The following is a 17,928-nucleotide window of genomic DNA, read 5'->3' on the forward strand; positions in this document are numbered from 1 at the left end:
AGTTAATCAATTATTGATGTGTATGCGCTTTTTTAAACGAAATTCTGATGATGATGAAGCCGCTTTCCGTGCTTTATTAATGCAAAAAGATAAAGATAGTAAAAAGAAAAGCTTACAGTCATGGTGGCAAGAAGTCCGTGACAAAAATGGCTTAAGTTTCTTATCGGGTCACCAAACGCGACAATTGGATGCGAGTATCGCAGCATTATCAGAAATAATTGATAATTTTGAGTTGCAAAACGCCAAGGCAAGATATGAAGCATTACAAAAACTTTCTCTGCAAGTACAAAATTGGCAATATATGCATGCCATCATGAGACGAGATAGTAGCCGTTCATCTCAAGTTAAAGTACTCGGAGAATGGCTGAAAGAGCAAAAGGCCGAAACCGAAAAATTCCTAAAAGAAAACCAACAATTGCCTGAAATTTCCAAAGAAAATGTTTCTTCCAAATCAAATCCCTATGCGGGTGTAGAAATTTCTGATCAACAGTTATATCGCTGGTGGAAAGAAATGAGTAATCTTGGCTGGCATTCCATGCGTTCGGCGGCAACCAAGGAGTTAGATAGCGCTATTCAGTGGTATTCGCAGTCGGTTATCCTTGATAGAATTGGGGCTCTAGAAGCATTAATGGTGTCTATTGAAGTCTGGAGAGAGGAAAGGAAAGATGTGAGTAGTCGCCTTCCTATGGTAGAAGCACTACAGCAACATATTGGCGAGAGGATAGCTCAATTGCAACAAGACCAAGCTAATGAAGCGGAATGGGATCAAGAGCTTGGCAATGATGGCACTGACTTTTTCCCTTCTCCCTGAGCACACGGATTAACAATAAAAACATTCTGGATGTCATAGATGGTAAATCCTATAACTTTCTTTCTAATATTTGCTCATATTGGCATTATTGGCTTATCAAATACGTTGGTGCAGTATCCTTTTACTTTTTTGGGCTTCCAAACAACTTGGGGTGCTTTTAGTTATCCTTTAATTTTTATTTTTACGGATTTAACTACGAGACTTTTGGGACAACAAGTTGCAAGAAGAGTCGTTTATGCAGCAATGTTGCCAGGACTCTTTTGCTCTTATTTTATTTCCAATGCCTATGCTCATAATGACTTGTGGGCCTATAATCCAGTGGCTTTGCGAATAGCCTTGGCTAGTGTGAGTGCTTATGTAGTGGGACAGCTTCTAGATATCATCGTATTTCAAAAATTAAGAAGACAACAAAAATGGTGGGTAGCCCCAAGTGTCTCTAATATTTTTGGCAATTTTTTCGATACCTATTGTTTCTTTTTCATCGCTTTCTATCATAGTTCAAATATTTTTCTAAGTAATAATTGGGTAGAAATTGCCACCGTTGATCTTATTTTTAAATTGGGAATAAGTTTAATTTCCTTTGTACCGCTTTATGGTTTAATTTTGCGGTTAATATTGCAAGGCAACTCTGTTAAAATGGCGAGTGTATCAAATTAGGACAGAATGAGTCGCCAAATTGCTTATCGCTTTGAGGGTAAGCATAATATCTCTCAAGTAGCTAGGAGGTCTTGCATGAAGGAAAGCTTTTTTGGCTCTGGCAAAGTCATACCCAAACGAGTTTGTATTTATATTCTGAGTCTTACTTCCCTCGATGATTTAAACCGGTTTCGCTTGGTTAATAAAACCTGGAAAGACGTTGCTGAAAAAACAAAAGTGAATATGTCTCTAATGCCAGCGATACAGCGTGTTCCGCTATTAGCCCCTTATACCCTTGCGCAATTAGGGATCTCCCCAATGTCCGGAGGCATGACTAATTGCACTTTTAAAATAAAGTTAAAAAAGCAGACCAAATGGGTATTACGTGTGCCTGGAGAAGGGTCATCGGCATTTATTAATAGAGATGATGAGGCTTATAATGCCAAGCAGGCTGCTGAGCTAGAACTTAACGTGGCAATTGATTTTTTTGATCCGAAGGATGGTTTGCAGTTAACACGCTATTTAGAAAATAATAAGCCGCTTAACAAAGTATTGGCAAAGGAACCTGTAATTCTGCAGACGGTGGCTACTTTATTGAAAGCGTTGCATCGCTCCCCTCTTTTTCGCAATGAAATCAATATCTTTTCGCGTAATAGCAAATTGTTAGAAATTCTAAAAAAGAAAGCGCCTAGTATTCTGCCAGATGATGTTGATGTGATTGAGCAAATGATGATAAAGATAGGGCAGGTAGTCAGTTGTTATAAAATCCCACTGAGTCCTTGCCACAATGATACAACATTAAGTAATTTCTTAGTCTCTAAAAAATCACAGAAAGAGGCGATGAATTTACTCGATTGGGAATATTCAGCCAACAATGATAAATTAATAGATTTGGTTTATTTCCTTAGAGAGTTCAATCCTTCTGAAGAGTTAACTCAACTGTTCATTAAAAGTTATTTTGGCACTTACAGCGAAGCTATCCGTGCATGGTTTGAGTTATATAAGCCTGTTGTTGGTTGGTGGTATGCCATCTGGTCATGGACGCAGATAAGTAACAATGCGAATAGTTGTGAAATGAGTGCATACAAGGAACTGGCTTCTATAAGTTACAAAGACACCAAAGAATGCTTGGAGACAGAAGCATTTAAAGACGCCCTAAGCCTCATTGAAAGCGAGACTCATCACTCCGAGTTTACAAAAACAAGAAGCTTTGAGTTCAGCTACTGAGTGAGGAATTACTCAGAAGAGTCTTTCTTTCGGCAGCAACAGCTAAACAAATTATAAAGCCACGCAATAAGGAAGCCACCTATAAATGAATCAATAAAGGCAATTAGACCACCAAGTAGGCTTCCTAAAACTGTAGGCTCATAACCTATGTATAAAGCGCCCATTGAGGCAACGAAAGGTTTTCCGTAAGAATAATAAGTGGCAATCAATCCGAGGATTAGCACAGAAAGACCCCACAAAACACCTAAGCTTAAACCCAACGCGACGGGGCTCAATTTGCATTTGTTCATAGTCATCATCCAATGAATTCTGGTACTTTTATTATAGACCAGTCTTTTTATATTTTTAGGTCTAATCGATTGTTGTTATTCAATTTTTTTGCACAAGATACGAGCTGATTTTTATTCTGATATTTTATTAAATAAACAGTTAGTACTCTAAATGGTTGTGTCGCAAATTTCATTTCCCTATAATTCGAATTCTCTTTTACTGTTACTGTTAAGGAAGGCTCGCACATGAAGAAAGTAGTGTTATGTTTATTGGGTGGTTTAGCGCTTACGAATGCTCAAGCAAGTCAGGGTTTATGTGGTTATCGGGACTATTTCCATCTCGACGATAGTGCGCATCCTGGTATTTTTATTGTCAGTGCACATAGTAGTTCAGATATTTATTTAAATGTTATCGGTCCGAGAAGTTTTGAAATAAGAGATACAGTACAGTGCAAGTCAGGTTATGCTCATGTGACTGTTGCCTATGATGCTTATAATTGGTGTGTCCTAGATATTAAAGATGGCCCTTATATGATGCATCCCTCCGTGAGAGCCTCTTGTCATGGCATGAGTTATAATGGCATAGACTACGATGGTTTTAATTCCTATTCCTATTCCATTAAGCTTGATTAAATAATATAAGTGCGACGTAAATGGCATAACATTGCTCTTTATGTCGCTAAACAAGCGGTATCCATAAAATATCATTATATAGCATCGATTTAAAAGATTAAATGAGGAACAATTTCCTGGTTTAATGACTTCCTATTTTTGGAAAACATAAGTTCCTGGTGCAGGTGGAAGTGATGCATCCAGCTTGCGTGGGGCGACGCGTTTTTTTGATGAATATTGCACAAGCCATTCATGCCAGGCTAACCACCAAGAACCATTTCTTTTTTCGGCTAATCTGACCCAATGATCGGCATCAATAAAGGTAGAGTCTTTCTTGCGCTCTCGTATGCGGTAAGAGCGCCCGTTAAGTCCTGGTTGACTCACAATCCCCGCATTATGCCCTCCTGAGGCGAGAATAAAGGTAATATTGTTATTCATCATTAAGTGAATTTTATAGACAGAACGCCAAGGCGAGACGTGATCTTTCTCGGTGCTAACAACAAAGGTTGGTAAATGAATATTTTCTGCAACAATGGGTTTACCTTCGATTGCGAAACGTCCTGCAGCAAAGTCATTATCGAGAAAGAGTTTCTCAAGATATTCACTATGCATTTTATAAGGCATGCGCGTCGCATCGGAATTCCAAGCCAGTAAATCAATCATCCCGCGTTGCTGACCGCTCATGTAGTCATGGACCATTTTTGACCATATTAAGTCATAAGAGCGAAGCATTTGGAAAGAGCCAGCCATTTGCTTGGTATCCAGGTAACCTTTTTCCCTCATCATGTTTTTAAGAAAAGCGACTTCGCTTTCAGTAATAAATAACATTAACTCACCCGCTTCACTAAAATCACCTTGGGCTGCCAAGAGGGATAAACTATTAAGACGATCATCACCGTCTCTAGCCATAACAGATGCTGAAATCATGGCTAACGTGCCACCTAAGCAATAGCCCATTAAGTTAATTTTTGTTTTAGGGATAATCCTAGATATGGCATTAATCGCAGCCATAGCTCCTTGCCGATGATAATCATCGAGTCCTAAATTGCGATCTTTACTATGGGGATTACGCCAAGAAACAATAAATACTGTATGACCCTGGGAAACTAGCCATTTCACCAATGAGTTGTGAGGGGATAAATCAAGAATATAGTATTTCATAATCCAGGCGGGAAGTATCAAAATAGGCTCTTTATAAACGGCTTTGGTTTTGGGCTTATATTGCAATAATTCTATCAAATGATTACGAAACACCACTTTGCCTGGGGTTACAGCAACATGTTCTCCTGGAATAAAGTTTTCAACCCCGGCCGGAGGAATACCAAATATTCGTTCAAGTCTGTCTTGAATAGCCAGTTTGGTTCCATGGAATAAATTAAGACCTGCAGTGAGTATTGTTTCTTGAAAAAGATCAGGGTTAGTAAGAACGAAATTAGATGGTGATAAGGCATCAATAATTTGCCTGGTGCAGAAGGAAACTGTGCGTTCAACGTGAGCAGGAACCCCCGGAATATTCGTTGTGGCTCGTCGCCACCAATCTTCAAAGTGAAGAAAATTTTCAGCGTAAATTTCCCAAGGCCAAGATTGCCAATTATCTGTATGAAAGCGTACATCTCTGCCATCGCCTGGTCTGATGTGACAAAGAATTTTATTAGTAAAATCTTGGGTATGAAAGGCAGGGTAAAGTGCCAGCTCTAATAATCGTCCTGGACAAAGGGCTAATTGGGAGAGCCAGGCAAAATAAGCAGTTGCAATTGCGGCGGGACTGATACCGGCACTTAATTTGGCAATGGCTGCTTGATAAGCTCCGTCCAATAAATCAAAAAATTCATCCAGCTCTTCTGAGGTGATAGGCGTGTCACAAACGTCGCAGTACAAATTATTGCGCAGGACAGGTCCAAATTGCGACATAATCGCTGCTTCAGTGATAGGTGCCGCCTTTTTGTTGTTTTTCATGGCCGATATCCTTCTCCGTACCATGTTATTTAAAGAGAGATAATTATAAAAATAGTACAAAAAACACTATTTTATTAAAATTTAACAAAATAGAATAATAAATATCCCCATTGAGCAAAAAATAAATTTCTTAGTGAGTACAGCCTAATTCAACTAAAATACAAGGGCCCCCTGCAATCACATTGATTTGATGCTGTAGACAGTTGCTGAGCGCAGCTTCACTTTCAGCTCCTGGCTGCATCCAAATATTTTTTATCCCTTTTATAATGGCTTGCTCTACAATTTTTTCAGTGATTGGTGGGGGGGTAATTACCGAGATGCTAGTCACTGACGGAGGTAAATCGGCAATTTCTTTTACTGAGTCAAGACCCTCTATGGTTGCTTCCCGATGATTGACAGGATAAACGGTTTTATGATGTTGCAGATAGCAGCGTAAGACCTTATTCCCAAATTTTTGACGATTCGTGGAGGCCCCAATGACAGCAAACGCTTCTGCAGCAAGAAATTGTTTGATTTTAGCGGACAAATTCTTTTCCATAATCGATTAACTCCTTTTTAAATCAATTTAGTAATTTAGCACAAGTCTTTAATAAAATAAGGTGGTTATTTTTTGCAGTGAATTTCATGTTATGAATTGAAAATAATAAGAATAGCAGTGATGATAAGGAGCAGGTCTGGCGTTAAGAAAACTAATACAGAGATTAGATGCTAAGAGGAAAAAAATGAAACAGATGGGTAATCAATTTTTTCTAGGAATTCTATTGTTATTTATTGCAGTAACTAGTTTTGCAAATGACTCTTCGGCTGAATTAGCAGCCGGTGGTTTGGTTTTTGTGAAAAATCCACAGATTGAAATGCGCTCTGAAGAGTTATACCTTTCCTTAAAAAAAGTGCGCATCCGCTATGTTTTTTTTAATAAATCAGATCAAGATATAAAAGTACTTGTTGCTTTCCCTTTGCCAGATATTGAAAGTTATAATTACACGAAAAGTTTTTCAATTTTCCCAGTTGACGATCCATTCAACCCATTTGGTTTTGTCACCCGGGTCAATAATCAACAGGTTAAGATGAATGTTGACCAAAAGGCTATAGCCAAAGGGAAAGATCAGAGCCTTTTGTTAAAAAAATATAATATTCCCTTATCACCCCAATACAGCAAGACTGCGCCTTTATTAAATAAAATCCCAAAGGAGCATTGGCCAGAACTTGAGAAATTAGGATTAATCTGGCTTGAGGAATTTGATGATGGCAAAGGAATGAGAAAAGAAGCACAACCAGCATGGACTCTAAAGTCAGCCTATTATTGGCAGCAGACTTTTCCTGCAGGCAAAGAGCTGGTTATCGAGCATCAATATCGCCCGGTTGTTGGCTATACTCCCGTAACCAGTATTGGCGCCTCTTATGCGACTCATGAGGCCTGGTATCCGGCTTATATCCGCAAATTTTGTATTGATGAAGCACTACAGAAAAGCATCACCCAGAAAATAAAAAATGGCATTGCACCTTATAGTGAAAATCGTCTGGGCTACATTTTAAAAACGGGTGCGAATTGGGCGGGCCCTATACAAAATTTCAGCCTAATCGTTGATAAAGAGCAAACTAATAATTTAGTAAGCTTTTGCGGTTCCGGAGTGACGAAAGTAAGCCCTACGCAGTTTAAAATGAACAAAAAAAATTTCACTCCTACCAAAAATTTAGATGTTTTATTTCTTGTTCCCAATGGATTGAAGGGGTGACAATTAATTTAGTATTGTGAATTGGTTACCTAAATTAGGGTTACCGTAAAAAAGAGCTTTGTGCCAAGTAAAATTTTAGAGTTCTATGCAGATTGTTAGTCTTTCATAAATTTTCAAGTTATGATGAAGGCATGTTTTCTGCTTGTAATTTGCTTTACAACATCAGTGCGCAACTTTTTGTCGAGTCAATGCAACGATAAATTCAATGCATTGTTAAGAATAGCCAAAAGGGGTTAGTCATGAAAAAATGGGTTTTTAATATAGTTATTGGAGCAATGGTGCTATTGCCACAGTTGGTTATAGCAAATCAACAAAGCTGGAATAGCTGGGTGGCAGAGGTAAGGCAGGAAGCTCTACAACAAGGCATTTCTCCTAATGTTTTTGATGAGGCTTTTGCTGGTATTCACGAGCCGAGCCGTCAAGTCAAAGGACTTGCTCGCTCGCAACCTGAGCATCGCTTGACGTTTAATAAATATCTACGCTCTCGAGCTGATAATTACAGAATTATGATGGGGCGTAAGCATTTTGCTAAGAACAAAGAGTTATTAGAGAATGTTGGTCAGCATTTTGGTGTTGATCCTTGTTTTATTGTGTCATTCTGGGGTATGGAAAGTAGCTATGGATCTTACATGGGTAATTTTCCAGTGATTAAATCTTTAGCAACACTTGCCTATGATTCCAATCGTCGCGATTTTTTCCGTAAGCAATTGTTTTTGGCTCTACGTATTCTGAATGATGGGCACGTTACTTTAGACCATTTCAAAGGCGAATGGGCTGGTGCTTCAGGACAACCTCAATTCTTGCCTTCCAGTTGGGTAGAATTTGCAGTGGATTATGATGGTGATGGTCGCAAAGATATTTGGGAATCGAAGGCTGATGTTTTTGCTTCAATTGCCAATTACATGAAGAAAAATGGTTGGCAAACCAATCAGCCCTGGGCTATTCAAGTGAAGTTGCCTCCTAAATTTGATATGAGTTTAGAAGGCAAGGCGACTATAAAACCGGTCAGTGAGTGGGCTGCTTTAGGAGTCCGCACGGAAAAAGGTGAGCCGTTACCCTACCCAGAATTACAAGCGAGCATTGTACAGCCTAATGGTGGTCCAGTATTTCTAGCCTACCCTAACTACAAGATGATTTTGCGCTACAATAATTCTATATACTATGCGGGTGCGATTGGTTATATGGCGGACAAAATTTGTAATCGAGTCAAATAGTTTCTAATGATGCGCTTTGATGGCGCGCAAAGCGCCATCAAATTCCTGGTGGTACCTTCATCTACTAAGAAAAATCACAGCATATCGTTATTGGGGGGTATTATGGACAATTTTTTAGATAAAACTGCGAGCCTAACACCTACTGCAAGACGGATTATCTGTGATAAAGCAACCGAATACCCTTTTACTGGTGAGTATAATGTCGTAGCTAAAATAGGCAGTTATCTCTGTCGGCGCTGTGGTTTAGCGTTATTTCGTGCAAAAAACCAATTCCATTCTGGTTGTGGATGGCCAAGTTTTGATGACGATATTGTGCAAGCAGTTATGCAGGTGCCTGATAAAGATGGTCAACGAACAGAGATTTTATGTGAGCGTTGTCATGCACATTTAGGGCACGTTTTTGTGGGTGAAAATTTCACTCATGCAAATCTCCGTCATTGTGTTAATTCAGCGTCAATTGATTTTGTACCGGATAGTGAGGTTTTAGATACGGAAGAAGCAATTGTGGCTGGAGGGTGTTTTTGGGGAGTAGATCATTTTTTACGTCAGCTGCCGGGGGTTCTTAAGGTAGAGGTGGGGTATTCAGGAGGTATGATTCGCGAACCTACCTATGAGCAAGTTTGTCGGGGTGACACGGGGCATTATGAGGTAGCAAGAGTTGTCTATGATGTGGCAAAAACAGATTACCACACTGTCCTTAAACGCTTTTTTGAAATTCATGACCCTACCCAACGCTCTGGACAAGGGCCTGATATTGGACACCAATATCAAAGTGCCGTTTTTTATTACAATGAAGAACAACATCAAGAAGCGCAAGCACTAATCCAAACACTGCGCTCAAGGGGTTATGATGTTGCAACCCGATTGCTTGAGGCACAGATTTTTTGGCCTGCTGAAGGTTACCATCAAAACTACTATGCAAAACACAGTAAAGCACCTTATTGTCATCGTCCAGAGCCCAGGTTTGGTTAGTCATAGCAAGCTTGTCGGAGTTATCCATCATTTTCACTAATTGATTTAATAATCAAGTGGTTAGTGTTCTATTGTGTCATTTGGCACAACCGAAATGCCGATTGCTTGAAAAATGATCATCAGGAACATAAAATGAGGTGCATTTCTCTAGAAAATCCGTATAAAAAATCAAGGAATGTTAAAGTTCACCATTATGAGGATTATAGACTTGAAAATAAAAGAATTAAAAAAGTTAACAGACCAACAGCTTTCTCAATTAAAAACATTAGAAATTACCGAGACCTTAGACAAAAAATACATTAATGATTTGATAGCCCTATTGCCGAAGCTTCGTTCTCTGGAAATATTTTCCTGTAAGGGTAGCAAATTAAAAGGAAAACTGTTTACTAGTCTTGTTCAGCAATTACCGCAATGTCCATTGTTATCTTATTTATTCTTCCCAAATAATCAAATCAATAACGAAGATCTAAAAAGCTTTGCAGCTGTACTACCAAAATTTAAATGCTTAGTTGCTGTTGAGTTAACAGGAAATAAGCTTACCGATTTGATGCAAGACGAGCATAATATTCTGTTAAAAAATATTAGGCGTAATGGAACTTTAGTTTCATTTGATATGAGTAATAACAATGTTAGTGCTAAGTCACGCGACCAAATCAATGAAGTATTAAGCGCCAATAGAGCGCGTGGCGAAGAACTAATCTCTGCAGTGAAGCAACAAGATATAAATGCGGTAAGGCAATTACTTATTGCTGGAGCAAGAGTAAATACACGCCTTGTCATGGGTAATCGAATAATTTCTCGACTTGAAAGTCCTCTTCATGTTGCAGCGGAATTGGGTGATTGCGGAATGGTACGTCTTTTAAAGGGTCGTGGTGCAAAAATGCTGCCTGATGGCCTAGGAAAAACGCCATTAGAGCGAGCGCAAAGTACCCTGAAAGACTTACCTCTCCATCGGGCAATTTGGCGTGCAGGGCTTGAGAAAGTCATTAAACTGCTCTCACAAGATGGCGTTAAAAAAGAATATGATGCGACAGGGTATACGAGTGTTAGTGGGACCGGCTTGTTTGCACCAAAATTGAAATATCACAGTAAAGAACGAAAAGTGTTAACTTTACCTACCTGCTCTTAAATACCTGCTAAACGATGATCTCCGATGGTGGCCAGGTTAGCCACTGCGGAGCATTCATTCCCCAATTTAATTATTGACTACACAGCTCTCGATATTTTACCTACTAGAGGCATCAATTGCATTTTCTAAGATTTGCAAAAGGGTTGTCTAATAAACTTGCTGAAGGAACACAAATTTTGCCAAACATGATGGAAGGGGGTTAATATTGCTAAAGAGCAAATGGATTTTATAGTGAGGATATGGTGACAACAACCAAGCGGATCTGGTATCAAAGTTTTGTTGACCCTATGGAACAGATTAATTACATCAAGACCCTGCAGAAATATTTAAATGAATATGCTGATAAAGGATTTAAATTTGAAGTGCATGGTTTAACACCAGCCGATAAGAATCTGCATCCTCTCACGGAATTTCGTTGTGCGATGCAAACCATTAAAAATGCTATTTATGCTGAAAGGCAGGGTTATGATGCTTTTGTCATTGGTCATTTTCAAGAGCCAGGTATTAATGAAATAAAAGCATGTATTGATATTCCAGTGATTGGTTTAGGTGAATCGACAATGCTGCATGCTTGCAGCCTTGGTCGTAAAATAGGATTGGTTACCATTAACCCTGTATTTATTCCCTGGCATGAAAATCAGATTAATTATTACGGGCTGCAACAGAGGATAGTGGCTGTGAGTGCGGTGGTGGCTCAAGTCCACGATTTTGAGGAGGCATTTACAAGCCCGACCACATATCAAAAATTACTGGATGCATTTACAGAACAAGTGAAGCCAGTCGTTGCTCAAGGTGTGGAAGTAATTATTTTGGCTGGTGGCTTACCGATGTTGCTACTTGCTCGTCAACAACATTTCACCATCGATGACGCTGTGGTGTTAAACGGCATTGCTGTTTGTGTAAAAGCTACCGAAATGGCGCTAAAGCTTAAAGCGCTTACCGGCAGTGGTATTAGTCGTCGAGCCGTTTACAGGAAAGCCAGTGATGAAACCATTGCTGAATTTCTTCATTTGCTAAACACTAAAACAATCGATTAGAACTCCACGGAACTGTGATTATGCCTATCCCTACTGAGACATTAAAGCGTTTACGCGAAAATGATCCTTCGTTAGTAGAGCTACATTTTCAAAAGCTAAGTAACGATGATCTTTCTAATCTAATTAAAGTCCTAGAAAAAAACACGGCAGTTAAGAGACTTCGCTTAAATAACAATGGCATTGATAATGTGGGTATAAAAACAATTGCCATCTGGCTTGCGACGAATCAATCACTCGAGGTCCTTAACTTAAGCTCCAACCACTTCACTGGTATCGGTGTGAATGACCTTGTTGAGGCACTTAAGCGAAATACTACACTTAAAGAGTTACACCTATTTGGTAATGAAATTTACGATACGGAGATGGGGAAATTTTTAAAAGTACTTGAGGTTAATACTTCGTTAAACAGGCTGGATTTAAATGGTAATCCCGCCTCACTGGAATCTCATCTGGCAATTATCAATAAACTAAAGGATAATCAGCGCAAAAGAGCGCCCGCTTATCAATTTATTCGCACATTAGCTGATGTTGCAAAAGCCAGATCACATAAACATAAGCACCCTGAGTTATCGATATTTTGCTCATTGCCTGATGAAATACTTGCGTATATTTTTTCCTTAAATGTCTTCTTCCTTAAAAATACGGATCAGTATGAACAACAAAGTTTGGCTTCTTTCATTTTAAGAAATTGGCGATTCCTATTAGTAAAAGAAGTTCAGCTGACAAAAGAAGCCTCCGTGTCACCATATAAATCCCGTTACATTTTCTTTTTTGATCATCGCGATAAACGGATTCAGCAAGTTTTATCGATTTGTATGCAAAAGCATGCTATGGAAAATCTCGATAAAAATGATATTTATCATTTTTTGGGAAGAGCATTGTTAACGAAGGATGCATGCGAACAAAAAAAATTGCTTGAAGATGTATTGCGTATAAATTCCCATGCTCTTGATTTATTTATAACGGCAGCCAAAGAGAAAAATATTTTCCCTGACAATGTTTCTGCTTTAGAAGAGACAGGCGCTGTTTGTAGAAAAAGCGAGGTAATGCAAACGACTTGTAATTAAGGACTAAATTGATTAGGTGCTGAGGCGTTGTGTTGATAAAAAAATGCGTAATTTAAAGAAAAAATAGCCTGTATGGTTATTTTTTGATATAATGGGGCCATTTTGATCATCCACAGAGTTGCTATTATGTATGCTAAGTTATTGAAAGGCTTAACGATAAAGCCATATCCCACTGTAACTTCAAAATCCTATAATGATTTATTCTGCTTTAAAAGGCCCTATTACTCCACCTCTAAAGCACTGAGTTTCGATGCAAATGCAGTAGGAAATGGCACTTTTCTTCATTCATTTATGCGCGATTTTGGCCATCTGAAAGAATTCCATGAACTTGTACAAAAGACTCCTGGAGAAACACTTGTCACAATGGCGAGAACTACAAATGATGAGGGTGATACACCCTTGGATCTCATTGCGAGGAATTTAAATTGCACATACTATGATAAGCGTGAACTGTATTCCCAATTTAATGAGCTTATTAAAAAGCATCAAAAAATCAAACCTCTCACAGGATTGGTATCTATGGATCATACTTCAAAAGAATACGATCCCCATCTGGATAAAGAATTAAAGGAAAATCTAGAATTGGCCTGTTCAGTGATGAATAGTCTACGGAGTGTAGTTAAATACTCAGATACCCATCCAGATTTGAATCATTTGAGCGAAAAAGAGAAGAAAAGGGTAACCAATCGGATTTCGGATCTAAGAGTCGCATGCACAGATGAAAAGCCCGAATTGGCTCTTTCATTGTGTACAAAATTTGCAGCAGGTAATTGCCATGACCTAAGTCTTGCTGCGATAAGACTTTTACAAATTAAAGCACGCAGAAGATTATTCGCCAACATTCTAGAAATAGAAAATGGTGACCATGTGTTTGTAGTGTTTGGTTCTTCTCCCTTGCCTAGACCAAATCAATACTCTCAAAAACAAACAAAGTTTGTATTTTTAGATGTTTGGTTAGGTACTTTTGGCAAGTTTTATCAAGATGATTTAATAAAAAATCTGGGTAATCGGAAACAATATCCTCTCAGTGTGGGTATTGCAATGAATGTTATAACCTCGTTCAATCCAAATTATCATCGACTTAAGATTATTGAGACCTATGAAATTTCTAACACCCAAGAATCTGAATTGCATGATGAATCAGAGACAAATATGACCTCTTCTTTTTATAAGTCATAATTTTTATTGAGTGGTGTGCTTTTATCCTAAATAGCAATAATGCAATGGCTAAGAATAAAAATGTAACTATGCTTCTCAAAGTAGATCAAAAAATTTACTTAATGGTGTAATTATTAGCAATTATGTGATATTATGAACAGCCTATCTATTCAGTAATTTTTGAGAAAATAAGCATGGGTAAAATAAATTATAATGCTCGGATGGTAATTCATACTTTTGCAGCGCGATTACGTGCTAGTCCGCCATCAGAGGTTCAACAATTTTTAGGAAAAATACCGAATTTTTCAAAAGATGCTGCGGCAATGGAGATATATTCCATTTACATCCGGTTATATGAATTTTCTAATGAAGACACAAGGTCTGTCCTGCAAGAAATATTTATGAAATATTTTAGAGAAATAGCTTCTCCAGGCTCTACTTATATTTTTGAGTTCGAAAATGATGATTTTACAATCCATGAGGCAATTGTCGCTAATTTTTTTGTATCCATCATGAAAGAAAATTATCTGAAATATAGCGATGACAGGGCGTTTGAGTTTAATAGCATTGTTAATGTATTAGGCGAGAAGATTAATCGAATAATTGCTTTAGATGGTAATACCCCTCTTATTTGGTCAATTGCCAATTCTAATTTCCCCAATATTGCTAAGTTTCTTACAGCATTACAAGCAAATGGATTAATAGATAAAATTAACTTTGATATTCATTGTAAACATTATGCTAAAGGTTCCGCATTATTTTTAGCTTGCGCAAAAGGTGAGAATCATCAAGACACAAACTCATTATTTAAATCATCAATGTATGAGGATAGGATGGAGTTTGTCATAAGAGACTTGTTAACTTATGGTGCATCTCCTACGGACAGAAGTGGTTCTAATGAACAATATTCTCCACTAGATATTATGGTTATACGAAGAAGTCCTTTAATGCTAAGATTATTAATTAAACATCTTAAAGCGCCATTAAATAAAGATGAAATTACCTCTCTTAATTCATTAGCTAAAATTAGTTACACACAAGTGGAAGGAATAATTTCTAACCTTTCCCCGGTGTATACACTCCCCTCAGAGGATGAATGGAATAAGAAGGGTGAAGAAATAAAAAATATCGTTGCCGAACTAACAGCCAATTCAAATCTTACATCTCAATATGGTTTCTTCTAACTTGAAATTAGTTGCAGGGGGTTCTAATAGCAAGAATTGCATGCATTCTTTATCTAACACTATTTTTCGGGGGGTACCGCAGCAATCCATCTGCTGTGCTCCAAATGAAAATGCCCCCCTCTAACGTGGACTGCTTTTTAAGTTGACGAAACAAAAAAGGGACATTTTCATTTTAGTTTGGCATACCTATTTTAAAAAGATTGTTATTATTCAACGATAAAGCTAGACTTGCTCCGATAATTTAAGAGCATAGCTGAATAGTGCATCCATTTCTAAATGGAATAAACTCCATGTGTAAAAATTTATAGAGAACAAATTAATTGTGCACTTAAACAGCAACGAAAACAAAAAATTCGCAAACTAATTAGAGTCCCTATACCCATCTTCAACGATGTTCATGGAGTGAAACAAATGAAAAAAAAGGAAGAGTTATCTATTATCTTTCTAGACAAATATTTTCTTCCTCAGGAATTATTTTATCTTATTCTCGAGTTACTAAAAAAAGATGAAGAAAGCTATTTTAATTTAATGCGGACTAGTAAGACATTATACAATCTTATTGTGCAATACCCTGATTTTCAAGTTAATGCCCCAACTCTTTATAATAGCTATCTTTTCCATAAAGGTAAAAAGGAATTAGCTTCATATAAGCAATTGATCTTAGAAGAAATAGCGAATTATCGATCTCGTTTGGAACGGATTAAAAACGAACTAGCAACTATTGAGCTTCAGATAAGGGGAGAGCAACCCATTCCCCCTCCCTTTCACACTGTTAAATCCTTACTAGATAAACTGCCGAACGGGATTGATTTAACACCGAAAAACTACGTGAAATCGAATCGAAAATTGAATCTCATTTTAATCATTTTTCTCTTTATTATTTTAATTAATTTAGGTTTGGCTACTCATAACTTAGTAACAGTCGTTAAAAACTGTGAAGAAATTGCCAATGAAATGAGTGCTTTTAAGCCTGATTTTGGAGATAAAATTAATTGTATGGAGGAAATTTATGCTGGGTGGGGTGAAATACTCGATGAGCTCTGTGCATTATGTGGTCATCAATTTGATGGCGCTTTAGGATGGTTTATTCCATTTTCATTATTGTTATTTATTTTGCCATGTATCACTTTGGCATGTAATAAATCTTTATTTAATCATAATTATCAAGAACAACCTGTGGAATTTTTACAGCCTAATTTGCAAGGTGAGCTCCAAGTGATTAAACGTGACTTTGAAATTAATGTCGTTTCAACATCTATGGTAAGTGAATTAGAAAATAATTTAAAAAATATTTACGAGGGTTGTCCTATTAATCATCCGTTATATTTAGAATGTGCAGAATTACAGAAAGAGATAGATAACGCTAAAAATTTTTATTCACCCGCAGAAATTTATCCCGGACGATCAAAGCATGCATTTTTTCTTCAAATAGATGCTTTCAAAAGAAAGTTCCAAGAGTCACAATTGTCATCCCAAGTAAGTTCTATAGAGCTTAAGTAACAAGAAGAGATATTTGTGTCGATAAAACCTAAGTAACTGACAGATTGTTATATCTTGGTTTGCTTGCGGTTAACTTGCATGATGTGGAGTTACTTATCGTCATTTTCGTCTATAGTTTTAAATTGTGATGCCTTGTATTTTGTTAAAGGTGGGTAAAATGACACTGTGCACTCGAGAGAACATTATTGTCTTAGATACAACCTTAAGAGATGGTGAGCAAGCTCCTGGGGCTAGCATGAGGGGCAATCAGAAAGTTGAAATCGCCGAAGTACTTGATAGCATGGGTGTTAATATAATTGAGGCAGGATTTGCCGCTGCTTCGCCAGGTGATTTTCAATGTATTGAACAAATTGCAAAGCTTGTGAAGAACGCCATTGTTTGTAGTCTTGCGCGAGCGAAAACGGTGGACATTGAAGCAGCTGGGTTAGCGATTAAATCGGCCAAGAGACCAAGAATTCATACCTTCATTTCTACTTCCGAGGTGCATTTGAAATATCAATTCAAAATGACCTATGAGGAAGTATTGTCAGCGATTCAATCCTCTATTCGTCTGGCACGTGATTATTGCGAGGATGTTCAGTGGTCTGCGATGGATGCCACGCGTTCAAATATTGACTTTCTTGCTCGTGCCATTGAAACGGCGATTACTGCTGGAGCAAAAACAATCAATATTCCTGATACGGTTGGTTATTCAACCCCTGATGAATATGGTCAATTAATAAAAACCCTAAAAGAAAAGGTTAACAATATCGATAAAGTAATTATCTCTGTGCATTGTCATAATGACTTGGGTCTGGCAGTAGCCAACTCTCTTACAGGACTTAAGGCTGGTGCAAGGCAGGTTGAATGTACCGTTAATGGTATTGGTGAGCGTGCAGGCAATGCGGCATTGGAAGAAATTGTCATGGCTGTTAAAACCAGGCCAGACCAATTTCCTTTTTCTGTAAATGTTGACTCCACCCAGATTGCTAAAGTTTCCCAATTAGTTTCTGTTGCGAGCGGGTTTGTCGTGCAAAAAAACAAGGCTATTGTGGGAGCTAATGCCTTTGCACATGAATCAGGAATTCATCAAGATGGCATACTTAAGCATCGTGAAACTTATGAAATTATAAAACCCGAATCTGTGGGAGTTGCAGAAACCAAATTAGTCATCGGCAAACATTCAGGTCGGGCAGCTTTTCGTAATAAGCTTGCCTCCTTGCAAATTAATATTGATGAAGAGGCTTTTAAAGTTTTATTCAAAAAATTTAAACAACTGGGTGATACTCAAAAGGAAGTTAGTGATGCGGAAATCATTGCTCTGGCAGCAGATTTAGCAACTTGCCAATAGCAAAGGAGGATCATTCTCGTGCGTACTCTAACAAATAGCTAATCTCTTGTTTGAGCTATAATGCTTTTAAATAAAGTCTTCTAGGGATAT

17 protein-coding genes are annotated in these 17,928 nt (G+C 37.9%); 14 read left to right on the top strand and 3 right to left on the bottom strand.

All coding sequences use genetic code 11. The features are described from left to right. The first annotated feature begins 22 nt into the window (after positions 1-22). The 3 genes from Lbru_RS00550 (at position 23) to Lbru_RS00560 (ending at position 2,674) form a co-directional block, all read left to right on the top strand. Positions 23-811, top strand: a complete 789-nt coding sequence (locus tag Lbru_RS00550) for a hypothetical protein (RefSeq protein WP_058440234.1) — start codon at positions 23-25, stop codon at positions 809-811. 39 nt (positions 812-850) lie between these two features. Beyond that, on the top strand, positions 851-1,468 hold the full coding sequence (locus tag Lbru_RS00555) for a 7-cyano-7-deazaguanine/7-aminomethyl-7-deazaguanine transporter (RefSeq protein ID WP_058440235.1): 618 nt from the start codon (positions 851-853) through the stop codon (positions 1,466-1,468). A 75-nt stretch (positions 1,469-1,543) separates the two neighbouring features. After that, positions 1,544-2,674, top strand: a complete 1,131-nt coding sequence (locus tag Lbru_RS00560) for a choline/ethanolamine kinase family protein (protein ID WP_058440236.1) — start codon at positions 1,544-1,546, stop codon at positions 2,672-2,674. An 8-nt stretch (positions 2,675-2,682) separates the two neighbouring features. Here the strand turns inward: Lbru_RS00560 and Lbru_RS00565 are convergent, their stop codons facing one another. Beyond that, positions 2,683-2,964, bottom strand: coding sequence for a bacteriophage holin (locus Lbru_RS00565; protein ID WP_058440237.1), 282 nt, complete (start codon positions 2,962-2,964; stop codon positions 2,683-2,685). A 225-nt stretch (positions 2,965-3,189) separates the two neighbouring features. Between Lbru_RS00565 and Lbru_RS00570 the strand changes: the two genes are divergently transcribed. Further along, positions 3,190-3,576 (top strand): hypothetical protein, encoded by a 387-nt coding sequence (locus Lbru_RS00570; protein WP_058440238.1) that lies wholly within the window; start codon positions 3,190-3,192, stop codon positions 3,574-3,576. Positions 3,577-3,708: 132 nt separating this feature from the next. Here the strand turns inward: Lbru_RS00570 and Lbru_RS00575 are convergent, their stop codons facing one another. Beyond that, complete coding sequence (locus Lbru_RS00575) at positions 3,709-5,466, bottom strand: PHA/PHB synthase family protein (RefSeq protein WP_083500786.1); 1,758 nt, start codon at positions 5,464-5,466, stop codon at positions 3,709-3,711. A gap of 175 nt (positions 5,467-5,641) precedes the next feature. Next, positions 5,642-6,049: a CoA-binding protein gene (locus Lbru_RS00580; protein WP_058440239.1), complete on the bottom strand. Its 408-nt coding sequence runs from the start codon at positions 6,047-6,049 to the stop codon at positions 5,642-5,644. A 184-nt stretch (positions 6,050-6,233) separates the two neighbouring features. Between Lbru_RS00580 and Lbru_RS00585 the strand changes: the two genes are divergently transcribed. The 10 genes from Lbru_RS00585 to Lbru_RS00630 all read left to right on the top strand — a co-directional run bounded on the left by Lbru_RS00585 (position 6,234) and on the right by Lbru_RS00630 (position 17,838). Next, positions 6,234-7,247, top strand: coding sequence for a DUF4424 domain-containing protein (locus tag Lbru_RS00585; protein WP_058440240.1), 1,014 nt, complete (start codon positions 6,234-6,236; stop codon positions 7,245-7,247). Between the two features lie 239 nt (positions 7,248-7,486). After that, positions 7,487-8,461: a lytic murein transglycosylase gene (locus Lbru_RS00590; protein ID WP_058440241.1), complete on the top strand. Its 975-nt coding sequence runs from the start codon at positions 7,487-7,489 to the stop codon at positions 8,459-8,461. Positions 8,462-8,563: 102 nt separating this feature from the next. Continuing rightward, on the top strand, positions 8,564-9,433 hold the full coding sequence (locus Lbru_RS00595) for a bifunctional methionine sulfoxide reductase B/A protein (protein ID WP_058440242.1): 870 nt from the start codon (positions 8,564-8,566) through the stop codon (positions 9,431-9,433). Between the two features lie 208 nt (positions 9,434-9,641). Continuing rightward, positions 9,642-10,562, top strand: coding sequence for a hypothetical protein (locus Lbru_RS00600; protein WP_131793431.1), 921 nt, complete (start codon positions 9,642-9,644; stop codon positions 10,560-10,562). Between the two features lie 239 nt (positions 10,563-10,801). Next, positions 10,802-11,599: an aspartate/glutamate racemase family protein gene (locus tag Lbru_RS00605; RefSeq protein ID WP_058440244.1), complete on the top strand. Its 798-nt coding sequence runs from the start codon at positions 10,802-10,804 to the stop codon at positions 11,597-11,599. 20 nt (positions 11,600-11,619) lie between these two features. Next, positions 11,620-12,666, top strand: a complete 1,047-nt coding sequence (locus Lbru_RS00610; protein WP_058440245.1) for a leucine-rich repeat domain-containing protein — start codon at positions 11,620-11,622, stop codon at positions 12,664-12,666. A gap of 126 nt (positions 12,667-12,792) precedes the next feature. Further along, positions 12,793-13,845 (top strand): hypothetical protein, encoded by a 1,053-nt coding sequence (locus Lbru_RS00615; protein WP_058440246.1) that lies wholly within the window; start codon positions 12,793-12,795, stop codon positions 13,843-13,845. 173 nt (positions 13,846-14,018) lie between these two features. Then, entirely contained in the window at positions 14,019-15,008 is a 990-nt protein-coding gene (locus tag Lbru_RS00620; RefSeq protein WP_058440247.1) for an ankyrin repeat domain-containing protein, read from the top strand. A gap of 411 nt (positions 15,009-15,419) precedes the next feature. Next, positions 15,420-16,508, top strand: a complete 1,089-nt coding sequence (locus Lbru_RS00625) for a hypothetical protein (RefSeq protein ID WP_058440248.1) — start codon at positions 15,420-15,422, stop codon at positions 16,506-16,508. A 157-nt stretch (positions 16,509-16,665) separates the two neighbouring features. Next, positions 16,666-17,838 carry a 2-isopropylmalate synthase gene (locus tag Lbru_RS00630; RefSeq protein WP_058440249.1) on the top strand — a complete coding sequence of 391 codons (1,173 nt, stop codon included), beginning with the start codon at positions 16,666-16,668 and terminating at the stop codon, positions 17,836-17,838. Positions 17,839-17,928: the final 90 nt, after the last annotated feature.

Source organism: Legionella brunensis (assembly GCF_001467025.1).
GTDB lineage: Bacteria > Pseudomonadota > Gammaproteobacteria > Legionellales > Legionellaceae > Tatlockia > Tatlockia brunensis.

Bases quoted from the DNA above. Each gene is read 5' to 3' on its own strand.
- Lbru_RS00625 (WP_058440248.1), top strand. From the start codon at position 15,420: ATGAAAAAAAAGGAAGAGTTATCTATTATCTTTCTAGACAAATATTTT.
- Lbru_RS00580 (WP_058440239.1), bottom strand. From the start codon at position 6,049: ATGGAAAAGAATTTGTCCGCTAAAATCAAACAATTTCTTGCTGCAGAA.
- Lbru_RS00560 (WP_058440236.1), top strand. From the start codon at position 1,544: ATGAAGGAAAGCTTTTTTGGCTCTGGCAAAGTCATACCCAAACGAGTT.
- Lbru_RS00590 (WP_058440241.1), top strand. From the start codon at position 7,487: ATGAAAAAATGGGTTTTTAATATAGTTATTGGAGCAATGGTGCTATTG.
- Lbru_RS00585 (WP_058440240.1), top strand. From the start codon at position 6,234: ATGAAACAGATGGGTAATCAATTTTTTCTAGGAATTCTATTGTTATTT.
- Lbru_RS00630 (WP_058440249.1), top strand. From the start codon at position 16,666: ATGACACTGTGCACTCGAGAGAACATTATTGTCTTAGATACAACCTTA.
- Lbru_RS00615 (WP_058440246.1), top strand. From the start codon at position 12,793: ATGTATGCTAAGTTATTGAAAGGCTTAACGATAAAGCCATATCCCACT.
- Lbru_RS00570 (WP_058440238.1), top strand. From the start codon at position 3,190: ATGAAGAAAGTAGTGTTATGTTTATTGGGTGGTTTAGCGCTTACGAAT.
- Lbru_RS00555 (WP_058440235.1), top strand. From the start codon at position 851: ATGGTAAATCCTATAACTTTCTTTCTAATATTTGCTCATATTGGCATT.
- Lbru_RS00605 (WP_058440244.1), top strand. From the start codon at position 10,802: ATGGTGACAACAACCAAGCGGATCTGGTATCAAAGTTTTGTTGACCCT.
- Lbru_RS00550 (WP_058440234.1), top strand. From the start codon at position 23: ATGCGCTTTTTTAAACGAAATTCTGATGATGATGAAGCCGCTTTCCGT.
- Lbru_RS00595 (WP_058440242.1), top strand. From the start codon at position 8,564: ATGGACAATTTTTTAGATAAAACTGCGAGCCTAACACCTACTGCAAGA.
- Lbru_RS00610 (WP_058440245.1), top strand. From the start codon at position 11,620: ATGCCTATCCCTACTGAGACATTAAAGCGTTTACGCGAAAATGATCCT.
- Lbru_RS00575 (WP_083500786.1), bottom strand. From the start codon at position 5,466: ATGTCGCAATTTGGACCTGTCCTGCGCAATAATTTGTACTGCGACGTT.
- Lbru_RS00565 (WP_058440237.1), bottom strand. From the start codon at position 2,964: ATGAACAAATGCAAATTGAGCCCCGTCGCGTTGGGTTTAAGCTTAGGT.
- Lbru_RS00620 (WP_058440247.1), top strand. From the start codon at position 14,019: ATGGGTAAAATAAATTATAATGCTCGGATGGTAATTCATACTTTTGCA.